The organism is Burkholderia sp. NFPP32 (assembly GCF_900119325.1).
GTDB lineage: Bacteria > Pseudomonadota > Gammaproteobacteria > Burkholderiales > Burkholderiaceae > Burkholderia > Burkholderia pyrrocinia_C.
On the sequence record NZ_FPJP01000027.1, the window covers coordinates 1 to 15,946 of the forward strand.

Here is a 15,946-nt window from a genome sequence, read left to right on the forward strand (position 1 = left end):
GCGGCACGGCCAGCGGTTTCGCTTCCACTTCACGCCGTTGCACGCGAGTTGGGTCAATCAGATCGAACTCTGGTTTGCCCGCTACACGCGCCGGGTGCTGCGCCATGCCAGCTATACCAGCACCGCGCATCTGCGCGAGCGCACCGAGCGGTTCGTCAGCGAGCACAATCAGGCCGCGCGCCCCTTCAAATGGAGCTTCCGAGGCTATCCACTACAAGGCGGCGCATCGTAATTGAGGGACCGACATGCCAGCTTTACCCGCCAAACACTACGCCGCTGAACTGCAGCGGCGACTGCGCAGTCTGCTCGGCCATGAGCAGATCGTTACGCAAGCCTACGGGCGTCACCTGCTGATCAAACGTCTGGACGACGAGGAGCCAATCGTGGTGGCGCGCCTCACCGAACTCGCCCGCAATCGTTACGGCGCCGCCTTTCGCAGCCAGAGTGGACGTTGGGAACCCCTGCCAGGCACCGGTACGCTCGACGAGATGGCTGGGGTGGTCTTCACGCTGCTGCACCCGTACCTGCAGCCCGACAATTATTAAACCTATTTGCGGGATGTCGTACTAGTCCGATTCGACCGGCAAGCCAAAGTCCGGCGTGCTGACACGCTGCACCTGTTCCAGCGCTTCAAGGTAGCGATGGACTGGCACTGCAGCAAGTTGCTCATCATGGACAAGAAGCAACGCTTCGAGTGCAGCCCGCTCGGCGTCCGTCAAGGTCCACGGGCCACCTCGCTCCGCCCGAGCAATGCACTGCGTGAGCGCGGTATCCGCGCAGCGATACGGTTCGGCCTCGCCATGGGCACGCAAGTGGAACGCGAGCGCGAGCGTACTGGATAGCGTGGCGATCGACTCGACGTCACCACATCCACCACATAGCGCCGCAAGTGCGAGATGGTACTTGAGCGAAAGGCGACGGACCTGATTCGTAGGCAGTGGTAGCAATTGCGCCTTCGTCAGCGGCCAACGGCGCAAGGTAGAGTGTTTTCGCATTGCTCTATCGACAGTCCAGGGTAAATCGGAAGTGACCGTACGGTCCGTTCAGTCGCATCGCCGACGTCACTCGTCGGCGAATGTCCGTGCCCCGCACACGAACTCATACTGCGGTCGCGTCGTTCCTGTTGGATCCTGGTACGCTCCAGTTCTCTCGCGAACGTGAGTCCAGACGTTGATTGTACAGACGGCGTCTGCACAATCCAGTCGATCTGCCAGATCAGATAAAAGGCGCGCATCCGCGCGAGGTTGCGTCACCCAAAGCCACGGCCGTACCACTGTGACAAGTCTGCGCCCAAGCGCCGGATCACGGTCTCGCCGTAGCCCACCCTTTCGACGCCGCCGTGCTCGAGAACACCACGATCCGCCGCCCAATCCTCCAGTCGCTGTCATTAGCGCGTTCGCGCTGCGGGCCGACGCCGCACGAGTGGAGGCGACCACCTCGACAATCTCGCGATGCAGGCCGGCGTGGGCGGCCGGCCCGAACTCGCCCTGCGTCACGACGCGTTCACCGCGTCCTTAAAGGACTTGCCGGCCGTGAACTTCACCGTGTTCGCCGCAGCGATAGCGATCTCCGCGCCGGTCGTCGGATTGCGACCGGTCCGCGCTGCGCGCCGCCCCTGCGAGAACGTGCCGAAGCCAATGAGCTGCACCGCCACGTCGCGGCTCACCGCGTCCGTGATGACCTCCAGCACCGCCTGCACCGCCTTACCCGCGTCGCTCTTGCTGACACCGGCACCCGCAGCAACGGCGTCGATGAGTTCCTGCTTGGTCATGAACCCTCCCGCTCACCATGTCAAAGTCGCACCCTACCGCATACCACGGCGGACAAGCAAACCCTCGGACTTCAAAACGAGCGTGCCATCGGGCGCCGCTCACCCAGCACATGCCGAATCCAGGAGACGCCTGCCGCTTCGCGAGCTGTTCACGCACGGCACCTTTCATTTTACCGACACCGCGCGCGCCTCCGCCGCCCGCACCGTTAGCGCGGTCGCAACGCGGGAAAAACCGCCCCAAACGATCGGACCCCATAATAGATTAGCCATGATAACTCGCATTTTTCATTATCAGGTTACATCTTCCACTCGAAGACCACTACGGAGGAGCCGTTGCCAACGGCTTCGGCATAATCATGTGAATTTGCCGGGTACCTATCCGCTTTCGGCCACACCATCAGACGTACGGTCCGCATACGGCGTTGGCCGAACAGCGTCGCAACGTCCCCGCACGGACCGTTATCGTTTTGCGAACGCGGGTTACGACGCGGACAAGAAGCGCACGTTACCCATATCCATGCCGAGCAATACCGACAGACGTTCGCCCCATCGCCGCCACGCGTCGCGCATTTGCACGTCATAGTCGAATTGCAGATAGATGCGATCAAGCGGATCGTTGCGCGCGTGATTCAGGCATCGATGCACGATGCTCTCCGGAATGCCAAGCGACTGCATCATCGTTGCGCACGTCCGGCGCAGGTCATGACATTTCCATTGACCACCTGCGAGAGTAAGCGCATCAGTTGCTCTTGTTCGACCTTCGGTCGGCGAATCCTTTGGGCGTTGCCGGTCACGGATCGCCTTGCACGCCGTATGGATGCTGACGTGCGCTAGCTTGCCCTTTTGCGACGGAAACACGTATTCGCGACGTGCGTCACCTTCGGGCACTCGAGCGCGCTCGACCTGCTGCGCCGCGAACTGCGCGAGAACGAAATCGGACAGATGAATCGTAATCTCCGCGTTCGACTTCGTGTGTTCCTTTGGAATCGTCCACGTCCGTTCCTTGAAGTCGAGATCGGCCCATCGCGTCATGAGCGTTTCGCCGACGCGCGTTCCGCAACCTAGCATCACCCATACCGCTGACACAATAGAACGAGGAAGCCGCGCGGCCGGAATAAGTTCACCGAGTGTGCAGATTTCGTCGTCCGTAAGTGTCCGATCGCGTTCGTTGCCACGTACCGGATCGTAATCGCCTGAAACGACATCCTCTTTCGTAAGTGCGAGCACATCGCAATCGCTCAGCAAGCGCTTCCACGGCTGATTGCGTTCGCCCCATCGAATCATTTGCTGGATGGTTCCCAGCATCTCGACCGCTTGTCGGTTATGTCCCACGTCGGAGATCGCGGTAAGCAGCGGCAGAACGTTCGACGCAAACACACCCGCGACTCTTTGCGCACGGAGAGTCGGAAGCACATGTTTTTCCATCGCACCTCTGAGCAACTTGCCGCCATCCTTTCGGCCTTTCTTGCCGCGCTTCTTGTTGATGGTCGCGAACCACGCATCGAATAAATCACCAAACGTGAGTTCGGCCATCGCCGCTATTTCCGCCGTGGCCTGACGTTCACGCTTCTTCGCATCGAGATAGTCCACGCCATCGCGTGCCTGTGAACGAATCTTCACCGCTGCTGCTCGGGCATCCTCCAGCGACAACTGCGCGTCGGCCGTCGTGCGCCCCCATGCCTTGCCGAGCGGCTTGTCACGTTGCTTGCCATTGATGCTGACGCGAACGAACCAGGTTTTCCCGCCCGTCGGGCCGACACGCAGGAACAATCCACGCCCATCCGACAGGAAATACCGCTTCCCGGTCGCCCTCGCGGCTTCGATTTGCCTGACCGTCAATGCGCCCATGATCGCCCTCCATTGATATCGCCACTCGATCGGCCCGTGCATCCTAAGCAGAGCCTACCCCACACCGCGAACACTAAAAAGACACTAAAAAGTCGTGGCTCGTGCAGGATTTCAGCGGAAGTTGGTGGACCGCCAATTCCCCGCAAACCCTTGTCAGACGGGGCCTGGACGGATTTCAGCGGACTTGGCCGGATCACCCGGAAAATAATCACAAATCATTTAACTTTGAACGACGCATGCGCGGTGAGCCAATAGCCGCAAGGCTTTTCGCTCCAGCGCCTGAAATGCAGTTTCCGTCATCCGGGTACGAACGCTAAATGAACCCTAAAAAGCGGACGCTTCGGGAACGGCCGCCGGTGCACGCGCTCAGGACGCTGCGCGGTGTCCCGCTGCCGTTGCGCCGGCAGGCGATCGAGGTGCTGCCGCAGCGGATTGCGCGGGCGACGGGGACGCTGCGGCGCCAGGCCCGGAAGGCGGCGGCGGAGCAGGCGTATGCGTCGCAGCCGGCTGCGACGAGGACGCTTGGCCGGCGCCGGCTCCCGCTGCCGAACCTGACGCGACGGAACCCGAAGCCGCAGGCGCGGCGCCGGGCGGCGGGCGCAGCCCGCCGTCGAGCGAGGTCCGGCGAGCTGCCAAGTCGGCCTGTTCGGCGCTGCGCAGAGCGGCGCGATCGGAGGACAGGCGCGCCGCTTCGGCATCCGGATTGATCGTGTTGACGCGGATGCGCTCGACGTCGCCCACGCCCGCCAGCCGGTTCAACGGCACGTAGTCCGTCCGAAACACCAGTTCGACGCCGCTGCTCAGGTTGACGTCGGCGTGCGAACTCTCGGTCGTCTGGGTCCGGTCGGTCGACACGTAGCCGATCGTGCTCTGCACATTGGCCTCCGCGCCCCAGGGCCCGAAGCGTGCGCCCCCGCTCACGCCCACCGTGTTGCGCGTGTCGAATTGCGAGCCGCGGTCGTTGGCGGCGGCGCTGCTCGCATCGATATGGAAATTCATCGCGGCGTTGAGCCGCCCGCTCTCGATGACGATGCGCTGCAGACCCATCTGCACCATCGTCGCGAGCAACTGCTGGCGGTTGCGGGCCAGCACCTGCTGCGCGAGCGGCACCAGGCGCTCGGGATCGGAAGCCGGGACCGCGTCGCCCGGCCCCATTCCCAGTGCGCTGCGCAGCGCCGCTTCGGCCGGCGGGGACGCGCCCGGGCGCAACGTCAGCCGGGTCGCGGCATCGCGCTCGGCCTGCAGCTCCTGCTGGCGCTGGCGGCGCTCGTCCGGCGGCAGACCCGCCAATTCGTCGGCATCGTCCGCGGCCTCGTCGTCGCCGGTGACCTGGTAGGCGGCGGGGAAATGCTCGGCCAGCCACTGCCGCGCACCGGCGATGCCGACGTTGCTGTCCGCGAAGCCTTCGGTGGTCTGCGCGACGTTGCGGATCAGGTCGACGAACGCGGTCAGCTGCTGCTGGTTCGAATCGTTCATCGCCTTGAAAACACCCGTGATCAGCTCGGTCACGAAGCGCGGGAACGACACCGCGTTGAGCACCGCCCGGGTGGTGCCGGCCATCCGGTCGATGGCGGTGCCCGAATAGTCCGAGCCGGCGTTCTGCGCGACGGCCAGCGCCGCGCCGGGACGCGCCGCGAGCGCGTCGTGGTCAAGCGCGATCGAGCCGATCCGAACCAGTCCGGACGCGAGATCGCGGCGCGTGGCCGGATCGAGGGCGCCGAAGCCCTGCTGCGCGGACAGCAGTTCGCGGACACGGTGGCGAACGTCGGGCCGCAGCACCGGCGAACGCGCAGGGCGCGCGGCCGCCGCCATCTCAACGGCTCCGCCGCGCGTCGCGCGTCCCGCGACGCGTAGCGCGCGGCCGGGGTGGCGACGGCGCGTCCACCGCCCTCGGTATCCCGGTTGTGCCGTCCGTATCGCGACGGCCTGAGCGACGAGGTTTCATGTCAGCGTCCGAGTGCCGCCCACGGGTTCTCCGGCGCGGCCGGCCCCAAAGCCGGCGGCACGCCGCGGCCGGCGTCCGGCGCGGCAGGCGCCTGGCCGTCGGGTTTCTCGCCGAGGCCGAGCGTTGCCTCGATCCATTCGGCGGCGGCGGCGATCACCGGATTGTCGGTGGTCACCAGCGGCGACGCGCCGCCCAGGGCATCCGCGACGTCCGCCAGCCACGCGATCACGGTCATCCCGGCCTTGCCGCGCCGGACATGGGCGGCGGGCTGGCGCGGCGGCTGGCGCGAGAGCCGGCCGATGCCGGCGACCACGCCCCAGATGTCGTGCGCACCGAAGCCTTGACGCATGTCGGCATGGCCGAGGATCGCGAACGCGTCCCTGAGCATGCCGACGATCTCGCCGGCCATGAACGCGGTCACGCCGGTACACGCGGCGCCGAGGTTTTGCGCGAGCGAGCGGGCGGCGTTGCGGACCCGCGCCTGGTGCCCGAGATCTCCACGCGGGTCGGCACCCGGCGTCTCGTCGAGCTTGTAGAGCGCCTCGCAAAGCGCGAGCATGCACTCCTCGAACTGGACGTTGCACTCGGCATCCGCCGCCGCCGGGCCGTACGCGGTGCCGAACAACCGCGAATAGAACGCCGCGCGTTCGCCGGCCGCCAGCTTCTCGGCGCGGTGGCGCCACCAGTTGGCGACCAGCGGCCCCGCGCCGCCGAGATCGACGCCGACGGCGCCGCTCGCGGACAAGCCGGCGAGCGCCTCGACCGCGGGGATCACGCCCGCGGGCTCGAGATCGGCCGCCAGATAGAGCGACGCGAGCGCCCGCAGCTGCGCCTTGTCGACGCGCGCGGCGACGGGATCGGGGATCGCGATGTCGCCGAGTTCGTCGAGCGCGAAGGCCAGGCCGTGCGCGGTCGCGCGCTCGACGAGCCGCTCCCCCGACCGGATGGCGACCGCGAGCCCGGCATCCGCCAGCGGGGCGATGAGCATGCGCGCCATGATTCAGTGCTGCCCGGCCGGCAAGCCGGCGGCGGGGGCCGGCTTGTTGGGGTTGTACGGCGTCGAGTTGCCCTGGATCACCGACATCATCTCGGGCGTCGCCATCTTGTCGAGCGGCAGGTAGTCGCTCTTGAAGTTGACGCGGACCTCGCCCGAGAGCTTCGCTTTCACCTCGGCCCTGGATTCGCTGGTGTCGTCGAGCGCCGACCCGACGGTGGCCACGTGTTCCTGCTGCCCCTCGAACGCGGCGTCGGCCGAATAAGGCGTGTACCAGCTGCCGTAGTGGGCGCTGAGCGATTCCTTGTATTTCTGGCTCTCGCGGTCGTGCATCGACGCGGTATAGGTGCGCTTCGCGGTGTCGCTGGCGCGCATGTCGAACACCACCTTGGCGTTGATCGACCCGTCGGTGACGACGATGCGATTGATGCCGAGCATGACCATCGACGACAGCAGCTGCTGGCGCTGCTTCGCCATCTGCAGGCGCGCCGCGGTGACGAGGCGCAGCTCGGACTTGTCGTCGGACAGGTCGGTCACGGGCGGATCGAGGTTGTAGTTGCGGCTGATCTCGGCGAGCCGCTGCGGCGCGTTGTCGCCCTGCGCCACCAGCCGCGACGGGGCCGCGGCGGCCGCCGCGCCGGCGCTGTCGGCGTCGAACGCGTCGGCGCCGTCCTGCGCCTGCACCGACAGCACGTCCGGGAACGAATCGGCGAGATAGTCGCGGCCGGCCCCCTCGCTGATGTTGTCGCTCATGAACTGGGCGGTGGTCTTGGCGACATTGGCGATCAGCTCGCCATACGCGCGCATCTGCTCGATCGAGCTTTCGACGATCGCCTGGAACACGTTCTTGATGAGGCCGCCGACGAATTTCGGGAAATCGACCTTCTGCACCATCTGGCCGAACTGCTCGACGCCCTGCTTGACCGCGCCGGCCTGGAAGTCCTTGCCGGCGAAGCCGGGATCCTGCGACAGCTGGCGCTTGGTCGCGGTGACGGGATCGTCGGCCAGCGCGGCGGCGGCCGGCACCGGACGCGGTGCCGCGACGGGGCGCGCGAGGCCGGTAGGCGGCAGTTCGCCGTTCGCCTCGCGCTCGGCGATCTCGGCATGCACGCCGTTGGGATCGGCCAGGTACGCGAGCACCCGCACCGTATCGGCGGCGATGCGGCGGCGCTCGTCGTCGGGCAGGTCGAGGAACGACGGAATCGCGGTCAGCAGGCGGCGCACCTCGGGCCGCGTCGCGTCGAACGCGGCGGCGCTCGTGGGCGGCCGCACCGGGTGAAGCGCGTCGGGGGGAGCGGACAGGCCCATGGCTCAGTTTCCCCTGGCCGGAGCGGGCGCGGCGGCCGGTGCGGCGGCCGGAGCCGCAGCGGGTGCGGGTGCGGCTCCGGCCGGCGGCGTTTTCGGGCTGGGCAGCACGTTGGGATCGGCCGGCGTCGCGTTGCCGGTGATGGTGGCGATCATCTGCGGCGTCGCCATCTTGTCGAGCGGCAGGTAGTCGCTCTTGAAATTGACGTCGACCGCGCCGGACAGCTGGATCTTGGTCTGCATCGCCGCGTTGCTGGTTTCGGACGCGGCGGTCGACGCGGTGATGATCGGCTTGTTCTCGTATTCGTAGTCGCCCTTCGCGTAGTAGTCGGCGCTGTACTGGCGGCCGTTGTCCTTGTCGTTGCTGGAGTCGTACTTGCCGCCGCGGTCGTAGGTGCCCTTGCCGGCATGGGTCGTCTGGACGTTGCCGTCCTTGTCGCGGGCCAGGTCGACCGCGGTGGCGCTACGCTGCTTGGAGAGCGTGTCCTGCGCGCGCACGTCGTAGATGATCTTCGCGGAAATCTTGCCGTCGGTGACGACAATGCGGTTGATGCCCATCAGCACGATCGAGGCCAGCATCTGCTGGCGCTGCTTGGCGAGCTGCATCTTGAAGCGGTTGACGATGGCCAGTTCCGACGCCTCGTCCGACAGGTCGAAGGTGTCGCCGTCGCCCATCTGCAGGCGGGCGCGCACGGTCTTCGACGCTTCGTCGGGGTCGACCCCGTCGCGCACCTGCACGCGCGGGCTCGGCGTATCGCCGCTGTCGTCCATGCCGATCTCGAACAGGTCGGGAAACTGGCCGACCATGTGATCGCGCGCCTGGTTCTCGGTCACGTGCTCGTCGGCGAACTGGCCGAGCGATTTCGCCACCTGCGCGATCATTTCCTGATACGCCTTCATCTGCTCGATCGAGCTGTGGGTGATCGACTGGAACACGCCGCTGATCAGGCTGGCGACGAAGGTCGGAAACTTGACCTGGTTGAGCAGCTCGCCCGCCACCGCGGCGCCTTCGTGCGCGGCCGACGCGGTGAATTTGGACTTGCCGATGGCCTCGACTGCCTGGTTGTGGTCGTCGAAATTCTTCTCTTGCGCCGAATGATCCGTATTGTCGTCGAGCGCGCGCGCAGTGGCGATGCCCAGACCGCCCGGAATCTCGTGGCCGGCGAACCCCTCGGGCCGCGCCAGGTAATCGGCGATCAGCGCGGTGTTGCGGGCGATGTCGCGGCGATCGGCGTCGGGCATCGCGTTGAAGGCCTGCGATCGGGTCAGCATCTGCGCGACGCCGTGGCGCACTGCGTCGGCCGGCACCGGCGGCGTGTGGCGCGGGACGGCCGCGGCGGCGCGCGGGGGCGGCGCGATCGGCGTGGGACGGGCAGCTTGCGGGAACATGGCGACCTCGCGGGAAACGCGTGACGAAGCGATTCGGATTCAGCTGGCCTGGGCGAACGCGTCCACAGGCAACTCGAACTCGATGGGGCGCAGGTAGAGGCTCACCCGCGCCGGGCAAGCCGCGTCCGTGCGCAGGCTGATGATCGAGAAGCGGCCCGGCCAATGCGCGTCCTCCGGCGTAAACGCGCCCATCCATTGCTCCAGCGCCTGCAGCCCGCGCGGACGCTCGGCGAGCCCCATCGTCAGCAGGCTGAGGAATGCGGGCGGCACGTCGGGGATCGCCGAGAGCAGCACGTAGAGCTCGAAATCCGGCCCGTCCGGTCCCAGCCCGAACGCGAGCAGCGCGCCGTGCGGCGGCAGGTCGAACCGCCCGCCGAGCACCAGCCCCAGGAGCTGCATGATGCCGGGCAGGCGATGGCCGATGCCGAGCGCGTCCATGACCGGCTGCAGATCGGCGAGCCGCAGCGCCCGGGTGCACGCGAACGTGAGCCGCTGGCCGCCGAGGTCGCGCTGCGCCGCCATCGTGGTGAAGAGCGGCTTGAGCCCGGGCACCATCCGCAGCGCGGCCTGGACGATGCCGGCCAGGTCGCGCGGCAGGTTCTCGATCGTGCCGGCGTCGCCGGGCAGCTCGTAGTACACCTTGGACGCGTAGAGCCCGTTGCGGTCGTAGCTGGAGCCGAAGAACGCGCCGTAGTCGAGGTTGCCGCCCGGTCGGGCGAAGCCCCGGAACGGCTCGCTCGCCTGGTCGAACCAGTGCAGCGCTTCGCGGCCGATGAAGTCGCGGATCAGCTTGCGCATTTCGCGCGTCGACGCGTCGCGCCGGTCGATCGCGGACGCCTCCGGCGGCAGCGGCTCGATCGTGAAACGCAGCTTGCCCGGCTGGCTTTCCGAGAAGCTGGGTTCGAACGGCACCGCCATCGGCATCAGCGCGTTGTCGCGGAACCGCAGATCGTCGGCGCCGTCGCCGAACGTGCGCAGGAACAGGTCGCGCGACGGCGCGAAAGGATCGGCGGTGCCGAGGCTTCGCGCGGCGCTCTTCAGGCGGCGTTCGACCCGGGCGACGACCGGCTCGCGGATTGAGGTCAGGGGCATGGCTCGGCTCCGGCAGGGTTCGGGGATGGCGCAGCGCACGCAACGCCGGTTCAGTGCGGGCGGTTCGAGTAGTAGCTCGCGCCGTTGTGCGTGCCGACACCGTAGCCCGCCGTCACCGGCACGCCCGTGCCGAGGCCGATGCCGGCGCCGATATCGCCGACGCCGTCCAGCATCTCGCGCGCCATCGCCGGGATCGGCACCGGCTTCGACGTCATCTGCGGCGCCTCGCGCGGCTGCGAGAACTGCTCGATCTGCGTATCGGTGGTCGCGGTATCGGCCAGCCACAGCTCGCACGCGTTGACCAGGTCGTAGTCGGTGGGATCGACGGTCGACTTGTGGTTCGACGAGACGTCGGGATTGGCGATCTGGTCGATGCTGAGCAGCGGGCCGGTCGCCTTGTTGACGCGGTCGACGTTGTTGGCCAGCCACGCGGTGATGATCGTGCCGCAGGTCGCCAGCGTGCGATAGCGCGAGCTGGTGCGCGCGCCGCCCAGATCGTAGGTCGCGACCTGGTCGATCACCTGCCACATGTCCTTGGCACCGTAGCAGCCGCGGATCTCGGGGTCCTGCAGCAGGTCGATCATGAACTTGACCTGCGACTGGATCTCGCGCGCGGCGTAATGCGCCATGCCGTAGCCATGCAGCGAAAGGTTGCCGGCGAGATCCCGGGCAGCCTTGCGCACCTGCTGGTGGTTGATCGGGTTCGGCACGCTCGCGCGCAGCAACGCGTCGACCTCGGTCTGGCGCACGAACGACGACACCGACGACACGAAGCGGATCCACAGATCGTTGAATTCGCGGTTGCCCGCGGTATTCGGATCGCCGCCCGGGACGCCGAGCGTGATCGCCGCGAAGTTCTTGCGCTCCTGCTCGGAGATGCGGTTCGGCGTTTCGCGCCAGTAGCGATAGAGCAGCTTGCCGGCATTGCCCGGGCCGATCGGCAGCGTGCCGTGCTGGAACTGCTCGACGATGCGGTCGACGACCTGGAACACCTTGAGTTCGTCGAACATCGCGGCGACGATCATCGGGCCCATCACGCGCACGTTGTCGGCGACGATGTTCGCATCCTCCAGATCCTCGAGGTTCGGCAGGTCGATGCCGAGATCGGCGATCGCGTCCTGGCTGCCGATGTTCTGGACGGTGTTCAGCTCCTCGTTGATGCGGCGGCGCAACTGCGGCTCGTCGGCCTGGATCTTGCGGGCCTGCAGGCCGCGCATCACCCGCGCGAATTCGGTGGCGACCACGCCAGGCTTCTCGCCGCCGCGGCCGTCGGGATCGCCCTCGATGCACAGCAGCGCCAGCACCCGCTGCGCGAGCGCCCCATACGAATTGGCTTCGCCCACCGCCGCGAAGAACTGGCGGGTAAAGGCGTTCATCAGCCCGCTGTCGTCGTCCGGCACGGTCCTGCCATCCGCGACCTTCACGGGCGGCGGCGTGGCTCCGTCCACCACGAGGATGCCCAGCACCAGCGCGACCAGCGTGATCGCCGCGGGCTCGGGGTCCGCACCGTTCGCGCCACTCGCCCCACTCGCCCCACTCGCGCCGTCCGCGCCGAAGATCAGCTGGCCTTCGTCCTCGGTAAGCAGCGGCGGGTTGACCAGCGACTTGCTGGCGAGCAGTGCGCGGGTGGCGACGAACAGCGGGTCGCAGACCTCTGCCACGTCGCCGGACGACGTCTTGCTGCGGTAGACGACGTCGAGAATGGCCTTGCACAGCGCGAGCTGCTCGCGCTCGGCAGCGACCGGGGGCCGCTTCAGCGACTCGAGCCGGTTGACGATATCGACCAGCCCGTCGCGTGCCCGGGTCTCGAGGTCGACGAAGTCGAGGAAGCGGACTTGATCATTGACATGAAACATTTAACTTCTCCTTGAAATCCGGTCGGTTCGAGGGAATGAACGGGATCCGGTGCACAAGTCAGCCGTCGTCGGCACTGCCTTCCTTGCCCGCGCAACCGTCGTCCGCCGCTTCGTACGCATCGATGCGGCCGGACAGCGCCTGCAGCGCCGCCGCCGCATCGAGAATGCCGGCGCCGCAGCCGTCGGCCGCGCCGGGCGCGAACGGGCGGGCGGTGGCGACGAGCAGATCGCGCACCGTCGCGCCGTCGAGCGGATAGGCGCGGCGCTGCGCATACGCGACGAGCAGCGCCGCGGCGCCCGCGACGAACGGCGCGGCGAAGCTGGTGCCGGTTGCAAGCTGATAGGCCTCGATCGCGGTCGTCAGCACCCGTTCGCCCGGTGCGCACAGCGCGACGTGCGGGCCGCGCGTCGAGAACGGGGTGGGCCGTCCGTCGTCGCCCACCGCACCGACCGCGATCACCTGCGGGTAGGCGGCGGGCCAGTAGCGGGTGACGCAGCCGTCGTTGCCGCTCGCGGCAACGAGGATGCAGCCGCGCGCGGCGGCATACGCAATCGTGTCGGCATGCGGTTTCGGGCGGTTGGCGGCGATCGTCGCATCGTCGGTGCCGAAACTCATGTTGATGACCTTGGCGCCGAGGTCGACCGCCAGCTTGAGCGCGCGGTCGAGGTCGGCGATCGCGCCGAGCCCGACCGCGTGCGCCTTGCCCGGCAGGCGGGCGGCCGCCAGCGCGCGCATCGGCAGGATGCGGCAATCGCCGCCGAGTCCGCGCGGCATCGCGACGCCCTCGGCGGCGATGATGCCCGCGCAGCCCATGCCGTGGCCGACGAAGCGGTCCTCGGGAAAATCGCCGCGATGGCCGTGGCCGCTCAGCAGCTGCACGCCCGGCGACAGATCGCCGGGCTCCAGCCGCACCGTGTCGGCGCCCGCGCGGAACGCGTGGGCGAATTCGGGATGCCGGCGGGCGATGCCGCTGTCGATGAGGCCGACCGTGACGCCGCTGTCGCCCCGCTCGATCGCATGCGCGTCGGCCATGCGCACCAGCGCGCGGGCATCCTGCGCGAACCGCGCGGCCGGCGGCACGGGCGCCAGCCGGCCGGGCGCGTCCATCGGCACCATCGCCACGTAGTTGGGCGTCACGCTCTCCACGCTCGCGAGCTGCGCGAGCGAGTCGCACAGCGCGCCGATCGGCGTGCCGGCCGGCACGCGCAGCAGCAGCGTGCGAGCCATGCCCGTCGTCTGTTCGACCGCGTCGTAACCGTGGTGCGCCTGGCCGGGCACCCAGCGCCCGGCCAGCGCGCTGAACGGGCGCACCGCGAGGAAGCGGCCGGCGAACGCGACCACGATGCGGTCGACCGGGCCGCCGTCGATGCATTGCGCGGCGGCCAGCGCGCCGCGCGTCACGTCGCGGATCGACGGCACATGCTCGGGCGCTTCGCCGAGCGCCAGCTTCAGGAGCAGGCTGGTCGGCAGGCTGAACTGCCGCTCGCCGGGCGACGCCCACGGCGTGCCGAGTGCATGGATCGTCATGGCCGCGTCTCCTCCTGACCGGGAACGGCGGCCAGGGTCATCGGCCTCGCGGCGGGCGCCGGCGGCGGCGCGAAAGCGCTCAGGTCGAACGCCACGGCGGCGGCATGCCGGCTCGTCGGCGACACGGCGAGTTCGCCGGCCCACTGGTCGTGACCGGGCGCGAGCAGCAGCTCGTCGTCCGCCGATTGCAGCACGGCGACCGGGCGATTGCCGATCCGCACCAGCGGCGCGTGCCCGCCATTGACGAGATTGCGCCCGACCACGCGCAGCAGCGGCGACGCATCGGGCAGCGCATCGGTGGCGGGCGCCACGGGCTCGACCCGCTCGACGCTCGGCGCGGACGCCCGATCGAGCGCCCGGCGCAGCCGGTCCACGGACAGGTTGGTGACGCGGCCGATCGCATGCACCATGTCGCGCTGCTCGGCCTGCCGGAATTGCCTGACCGTGCGCACGCCGGCCCATTCCAGCCGCTTGCGGTCCTCGGCCGAGAGTTCGTCGCCCAGCGCGTCCAGCGGCTGGTCCTTGCTGTCCTCGGACAGCGCGATCGCGTTCTCCTCGATCGCCGGCCGCGTGATGGTCGTGAAGACGAGATGGAAGGTGCTGCTGTCGCTGTCGCCCGGGCCGGCGGGGCGAATCCAGACCTCGCTTTCGACGAATTCGACATGGGCGCGCAAATCGAGGTTGACGTCCTTGATCGCGAAGGTCAGCGGCAGGTTGAGGTTGCGCGCCTTGATCGCCATCGCCGCCTGCGCGTTGTCGAGCTGGCTCTGCACGGCCTGGATGAAATCCTCGAGGCGCAGGCTGGCGTTGCTGTTCATTGCCCCGCTCCGCCAGCCGGCACGGCTTCAAGGACGATCACGAGCCGCGCCGGCTCCGGATCGAAGGCCGTGCGGGTCAGGAACTGCGGCAGGTCGCCGACCAGCTCGATGCCGCCGGCACCGCGCGCGACGCGCAGGTCGAGCGGCAGCTCCATGGCCAGCGAGCGCACCTGCAGCCCCTGCGCCGCACCCGCGGTCAGCAGTTCGGCAACGTCGGCAAACGCGCCCAGCGTCTCGCCCAGCGGCCGCTGCGAAATCATGCCGGTTCTCCTCGAGTGGATGCGGGCGCAGCCGGAGCAGCGGGCGCGGCGGGTGCGGCCGCCGCCGGCCCGGCGACCGGCGCAGGCGTCGCCGCGGGCGCGGGCGCCGCAACCGGCGCGGCAGGCTGGGCGACCGGCGCGGCCGTCGGCGCCGGCGGCGCGATCCGCGCGGCGGGCCGGCTGTGCCGCTCCAGCAGATTGCGCGACGCCTCGTCGACGAAACGGTCGAGCGGCAGTGTTTCCGACGCGAAATTGATGCTCACCTTTCCGGTCAGCGTCGCCTTGAGATCGGTATCGGTTTGCGCGTTGACCGCAACGGTCGAGACCGTGGTGACGACGTCGCCCGACGTCCCCCGTCCGCCCCAGGTCGTCTGTCCCGACGACGGGTCGTTCGACGTCGCATACTGCACGGCGGCCCGATCGCGCGCCTTGGCCTGGAAATTGAGGCTGGCGGCGATCGTCCCGTCCTTGACCACGACACGCTGCATGCCCAGCAGCACCATCGTCGACAACGTCGACAGCCGATGTTGCGCGACGCGCTCGCGGGCGCGGGGCAGCACCACCGATTCGAGCGTCTGGGCGTCGAACGCGCCGTCGGCGGCGCCGAAATCGGCGAGCCACGCGGGCGCGGGCGCCGCGTCGTCGTCGCCGGGCCGGACCACCGGCGCGAGACGGTATTCGCCGCCGTCCTGCACCAGCGTCACGTCGTGCGGATACTGCTCGACCAGCCACGCGCGCGCCTGTCCGTCGGTCACGTTCTCCTGCGCGAACTGGTCAAGCGGCTTGGCCACCGCGCCGACCAGATCGGCGAAACTCTCGACCTGCTTGATCGAGCTGTCGACGATCGCGTCGTACGTGCCATGCACGAGGCTCGCGACAAAGGTCGGAAAATCGATCGCGTCGGCCAGTGCCGCCGCACGCCGGCCGATGGCGTCGGTCGCCTTCTCCTTGGGGGGCGCCGACACGCCCGGGCCGCCTGCCGGCGTCGCTTGCGGCAACGCGCCGTCCTGCCTGCCCGGGTCGCTCGATCCGGAGCCGTCGACGATCTCGCGGCCGAACGCGTCGCGAGCGAGCGCCATCGCGGGCGTTGCCGCGCCGCGTGGCGGCGGAGGGGGAATGTGGCGGGCCATCGCGCGTGTC

14 protein-coding genes and 1 pseudogene are annotated in these 15,946 nt (G+C 68.5%); 2 read left to right on the forward strand and 13 right to left on the reverse strand.

Features of this window, described 5'->3' with window-relative positions; all coding sequences use genetic code 11:
* Both BT264_RS31850 and BT264_RS31855 read left to right on the forward strand, forming a co-directional pair.
* Positions 1-232: pseudogene (locus BT264_RS31850) on the forward strand (IS630 family transposase); the annotation flags it as partial.
* Between the two features lie 13 nt (positions 233-245).
* Positions 246-545, forward strand: coding sequence for a hypothetical protein (locus BT264_RS31855; protein ID WP_072443932.1), 300 nt, complete (start codon positions 246-248; stop codon positions 543-545).
* 21 nt (positions 546-566) lie between these two features.
* On the opposite strand, the gene BT264_RS31860 is transcribed toward BT264_RS31855, so the two are convergent.
* The 13 genes from BT264_RS31860 to BT264_RS31925 form a co-directional block, all read right to left on the reverse strand.
* On the reverse strand, positions 567-995 hold the full coding sequence (locus BT264_RS31860) for a hypothetical protein (protein ID WP_072443934.1): 429 nt from the start codon (positions 993-995) through the stop codon (positions 567-569).
* A 497-nt stretch (positions 996-1,492) separates the two neighbouring features.
* A complete protein-coding gene (locus BT264_RS31870) occupies positions 1,493-1,771 on the reverse strand; it encodes an HU family DNA-binding protein (protein ID WP_072443936.1) in 279 nt (92 codons plus the stop codon).
* Positions 1,772-2,251: 480 nt separating this feature from the next.
* Entirely contained in the window at positions 2,252-3,619 is a 1,368-nt protein-coding gene (locus tag BT264_RS31875) for a tyrosine-type recombinase/integrase (RefSeq protein WP_177318430.1), read from the reverse strand.
* 366 nt (positions 3,620-3,985) lie between these two features.
* Positions 3,986-5,431: a hypothetical protein gene (locus tag BT264_RS31880; RefSeq protein WP_072443940.1), complete on the reverse strand. Its 1,446-nt coding sequence runs from the start codon at positions 5,429-5,431 to the stop codon at positions 3,986-3,988.
* A gap of 134 nt (positions 5,432-5,565) precedes the next feature.
* On the reverse strand, positions 5,566-6,561 hold the full coding sequence (locus BT264_RS31885; protein WP_072443942.1) for a hypothetical protein: 996 nt from the start codon (positions 6,559-6,561) through the stop codon (positions 5,566-5,568).
* Between the two features lie 3 nt (positions 6,562-6,564).
* Positions 6,565-7,866 carry a hypothetical protein gene (locus BT264_RS31890; RefSeq protein WP_143155788.1) on the reverse strand — a complete coding sequence of 434 codons (1,302 nt, stop codon included), beginning with the start codon at positions 7,864-7,866 and terminating at the stop codon, positions 6,565-6,567.
* A 3-nt stretch (positions 7,867-7,869) separates the two neighbouring features.
* Entirely contained in the window at positions 7,870-9,252 is a 1,383-nt protein-coding gene (locus BT264_RS31895; protein ID WP_083534278.1) for a hypothetical protein, read from the reverse strand.
* Between the two features lie 39 nt (positions 9,253-9,291).
* A complete protein-coding gene (locus tag BT264_RS31900) occupies positions 9,292-10,344 on the reverse strand; it encodes a hypothetical protein (RefSeq protein WP_072443944.1) in 1,053 nt (350 codons plus the stop codon).
* A 50-nt stretch (positions 10,345-10,394) separates the two neighbouring features.
* Complete coding sequence (locus BT264_RS31905) at positions 10,395-12,200, reverse strand: hypothetical protein (protein ID WP_072443946.1); 1,806 nt, start codon at positions 12,198-12,200, stop codon at positions 10,395-10,397.
* Between the two features lie 58 nt (positions 12,201-12,258).
* Positions 12,259-13,728, reverse strand: coding sequence for a S8 family peptidase (locus BT264_RS31910; RefSeq protein ID WP_072443948.1), 1,470 nt, complete (start codon positions 13,726-13,728; stop codon positions 12,259-12,261).
* Positions 13,725-14,546 (reverse strand): hypothetical protein, encoded by an 822-nt coding sequence (locus BT264_RS31915; RefSeq protein ID WP_072443950.1) that lies wholly within the window; start codon positions 14,544-14,546, stop codon positions 13,725-13,727. The genes BT264_RS31910 and BT264_RS31915 overlap by 4 nt, the downstream gene beginning before the upstream one ends.
* Entirely contained in the window at positions 14,543-14,806 is a 264-nt protein-coding gene (locus tag BT264_RS31920) for a hypothetical protein (RefSeq protein WP_072443952.1), read from the reverse strand. Before BT264_RS31920 ends, BT264_RS31915 begins: the two co-directional genes overlap by 4 nt.
* A complete protein-coding gene (locus BT264_RS31925) occupies positions 14,803-15,936 on the reverse strand; it encodes a hypothetical protein (protein WP_218173362.1) in 1,134 nt (377 codons plus the stop codon). The genes BT264_RS31920 and BT264_RS31925 overlap by 4 nt, the downstream gene beginning before the upstream one ends.
* Positions 15,937-15,946 lie beyond the last annotated feature (10 nt).

Excerpts from the sequence above, each read along its gene's own strand:
- BT264_RS31855 (WP_072443932.1), top strand. The coding sequence starts at position 246 with ATGCCAGCTTTACCCGCCAAACACTACGCCGCTGAACTGCAGCGGCGA.
- BT264_RS31860 (WP_072443934.1), bottom strand. The coding sequence starts at position 995 with ATGCGAAAACACTCTACCTTGCGCCGTTGGCCGCTGACGAAGGCGCAA.
- BT264_RS31870 (WP_072443936.1), bottom strand. The coding sequence starts at position 1,771 with ATGACCAAGCAGGAACTCATCGACGCCGTTGCTGCGGGTGCCGGTGTC.
- BT264_RS31875 (WP_177318430.1), bottom strand. The coding sequence starts at position 3,619 with ATGGGCGCATTGACGGTCAGGCAAATCGAAGCCGCGAGGGCGACCGGG.
- BT264_RS31880 (WP_072443940.1), bottom strand. The coding sequence starts at position 5,431 with ATGGCGGCGGCCGCGCGCCCTGCGCGTTCGCCGGTGCTGCGGCCCGAC.
- BT264_RS31885 (WP_072443942.1), bottom strand. The coding sequence starts at position 6,561 with ATGGCGCGCATGCTCATCGCCCCGCTGGCGGATGCCGGGCTCGCGGTC.
- BT264_RS31890 (WP_143155788.1), bottom strand. The coding sequence starts at position 7,866 with ATGGGCCTGTCCGCTCCCCCCGACGCGCTTCACCCGGTGCGGCCGCCC.
- BT264_RS31895 (WP_083534278.1), bottom strand. The coding sequence starts at position 9,252 with ATGTTCCCGCAAGCTGCCCGTCCCACGCCGATCGCGCCGCCCCCGCGC.
- BT264_RS31900 (WP_072443944.1), bottom strand. The coding sequence starts at position 10,344 with ATGCCCCTGACCTCAATCCGCGAGCCGGTCGTCGCCCGGGTCGAACGC.
- BT264_RS31905 (WP_072443946.1), bottom strand. The coding sequence starts at position 12,200 with ATGTTTCATGTCAATGATCAAGTCCGCTTCCTCGACTTCGTCGACCTC.
- BT264_RS31910 (WP_072443948.1), bottom strand. The coding sequence starts at position 13,728 with ATGACGATCCATGCACTCGGCACGCCGTGGGCGTCGCCCGGCGAGCGG.
- BT264_RS31915 (WP_072443950.1), bottom strand. The coding sequence starts at position 14,546 with ATGAACAGCAACGCCAGCCTGCGCCTCGAGGATTTCATCCAGGCCGTG.
- BT264_RS31920 (WP_072443952.1), bottom strand. The coding sequence starts at position 14,806 with ATGATTTCGCAGCGGCCGCTGGGCGAGACGCTGGGCGCGTTTGCCGAC.
- BT264_RS31925 (WP_218173362.1), bottom strand. The coding sequence starts at position 15,936 with ATGGCCCGCCACATTCCCCCTCCGCCGCCACGCGGCGCGGCAACGCCC.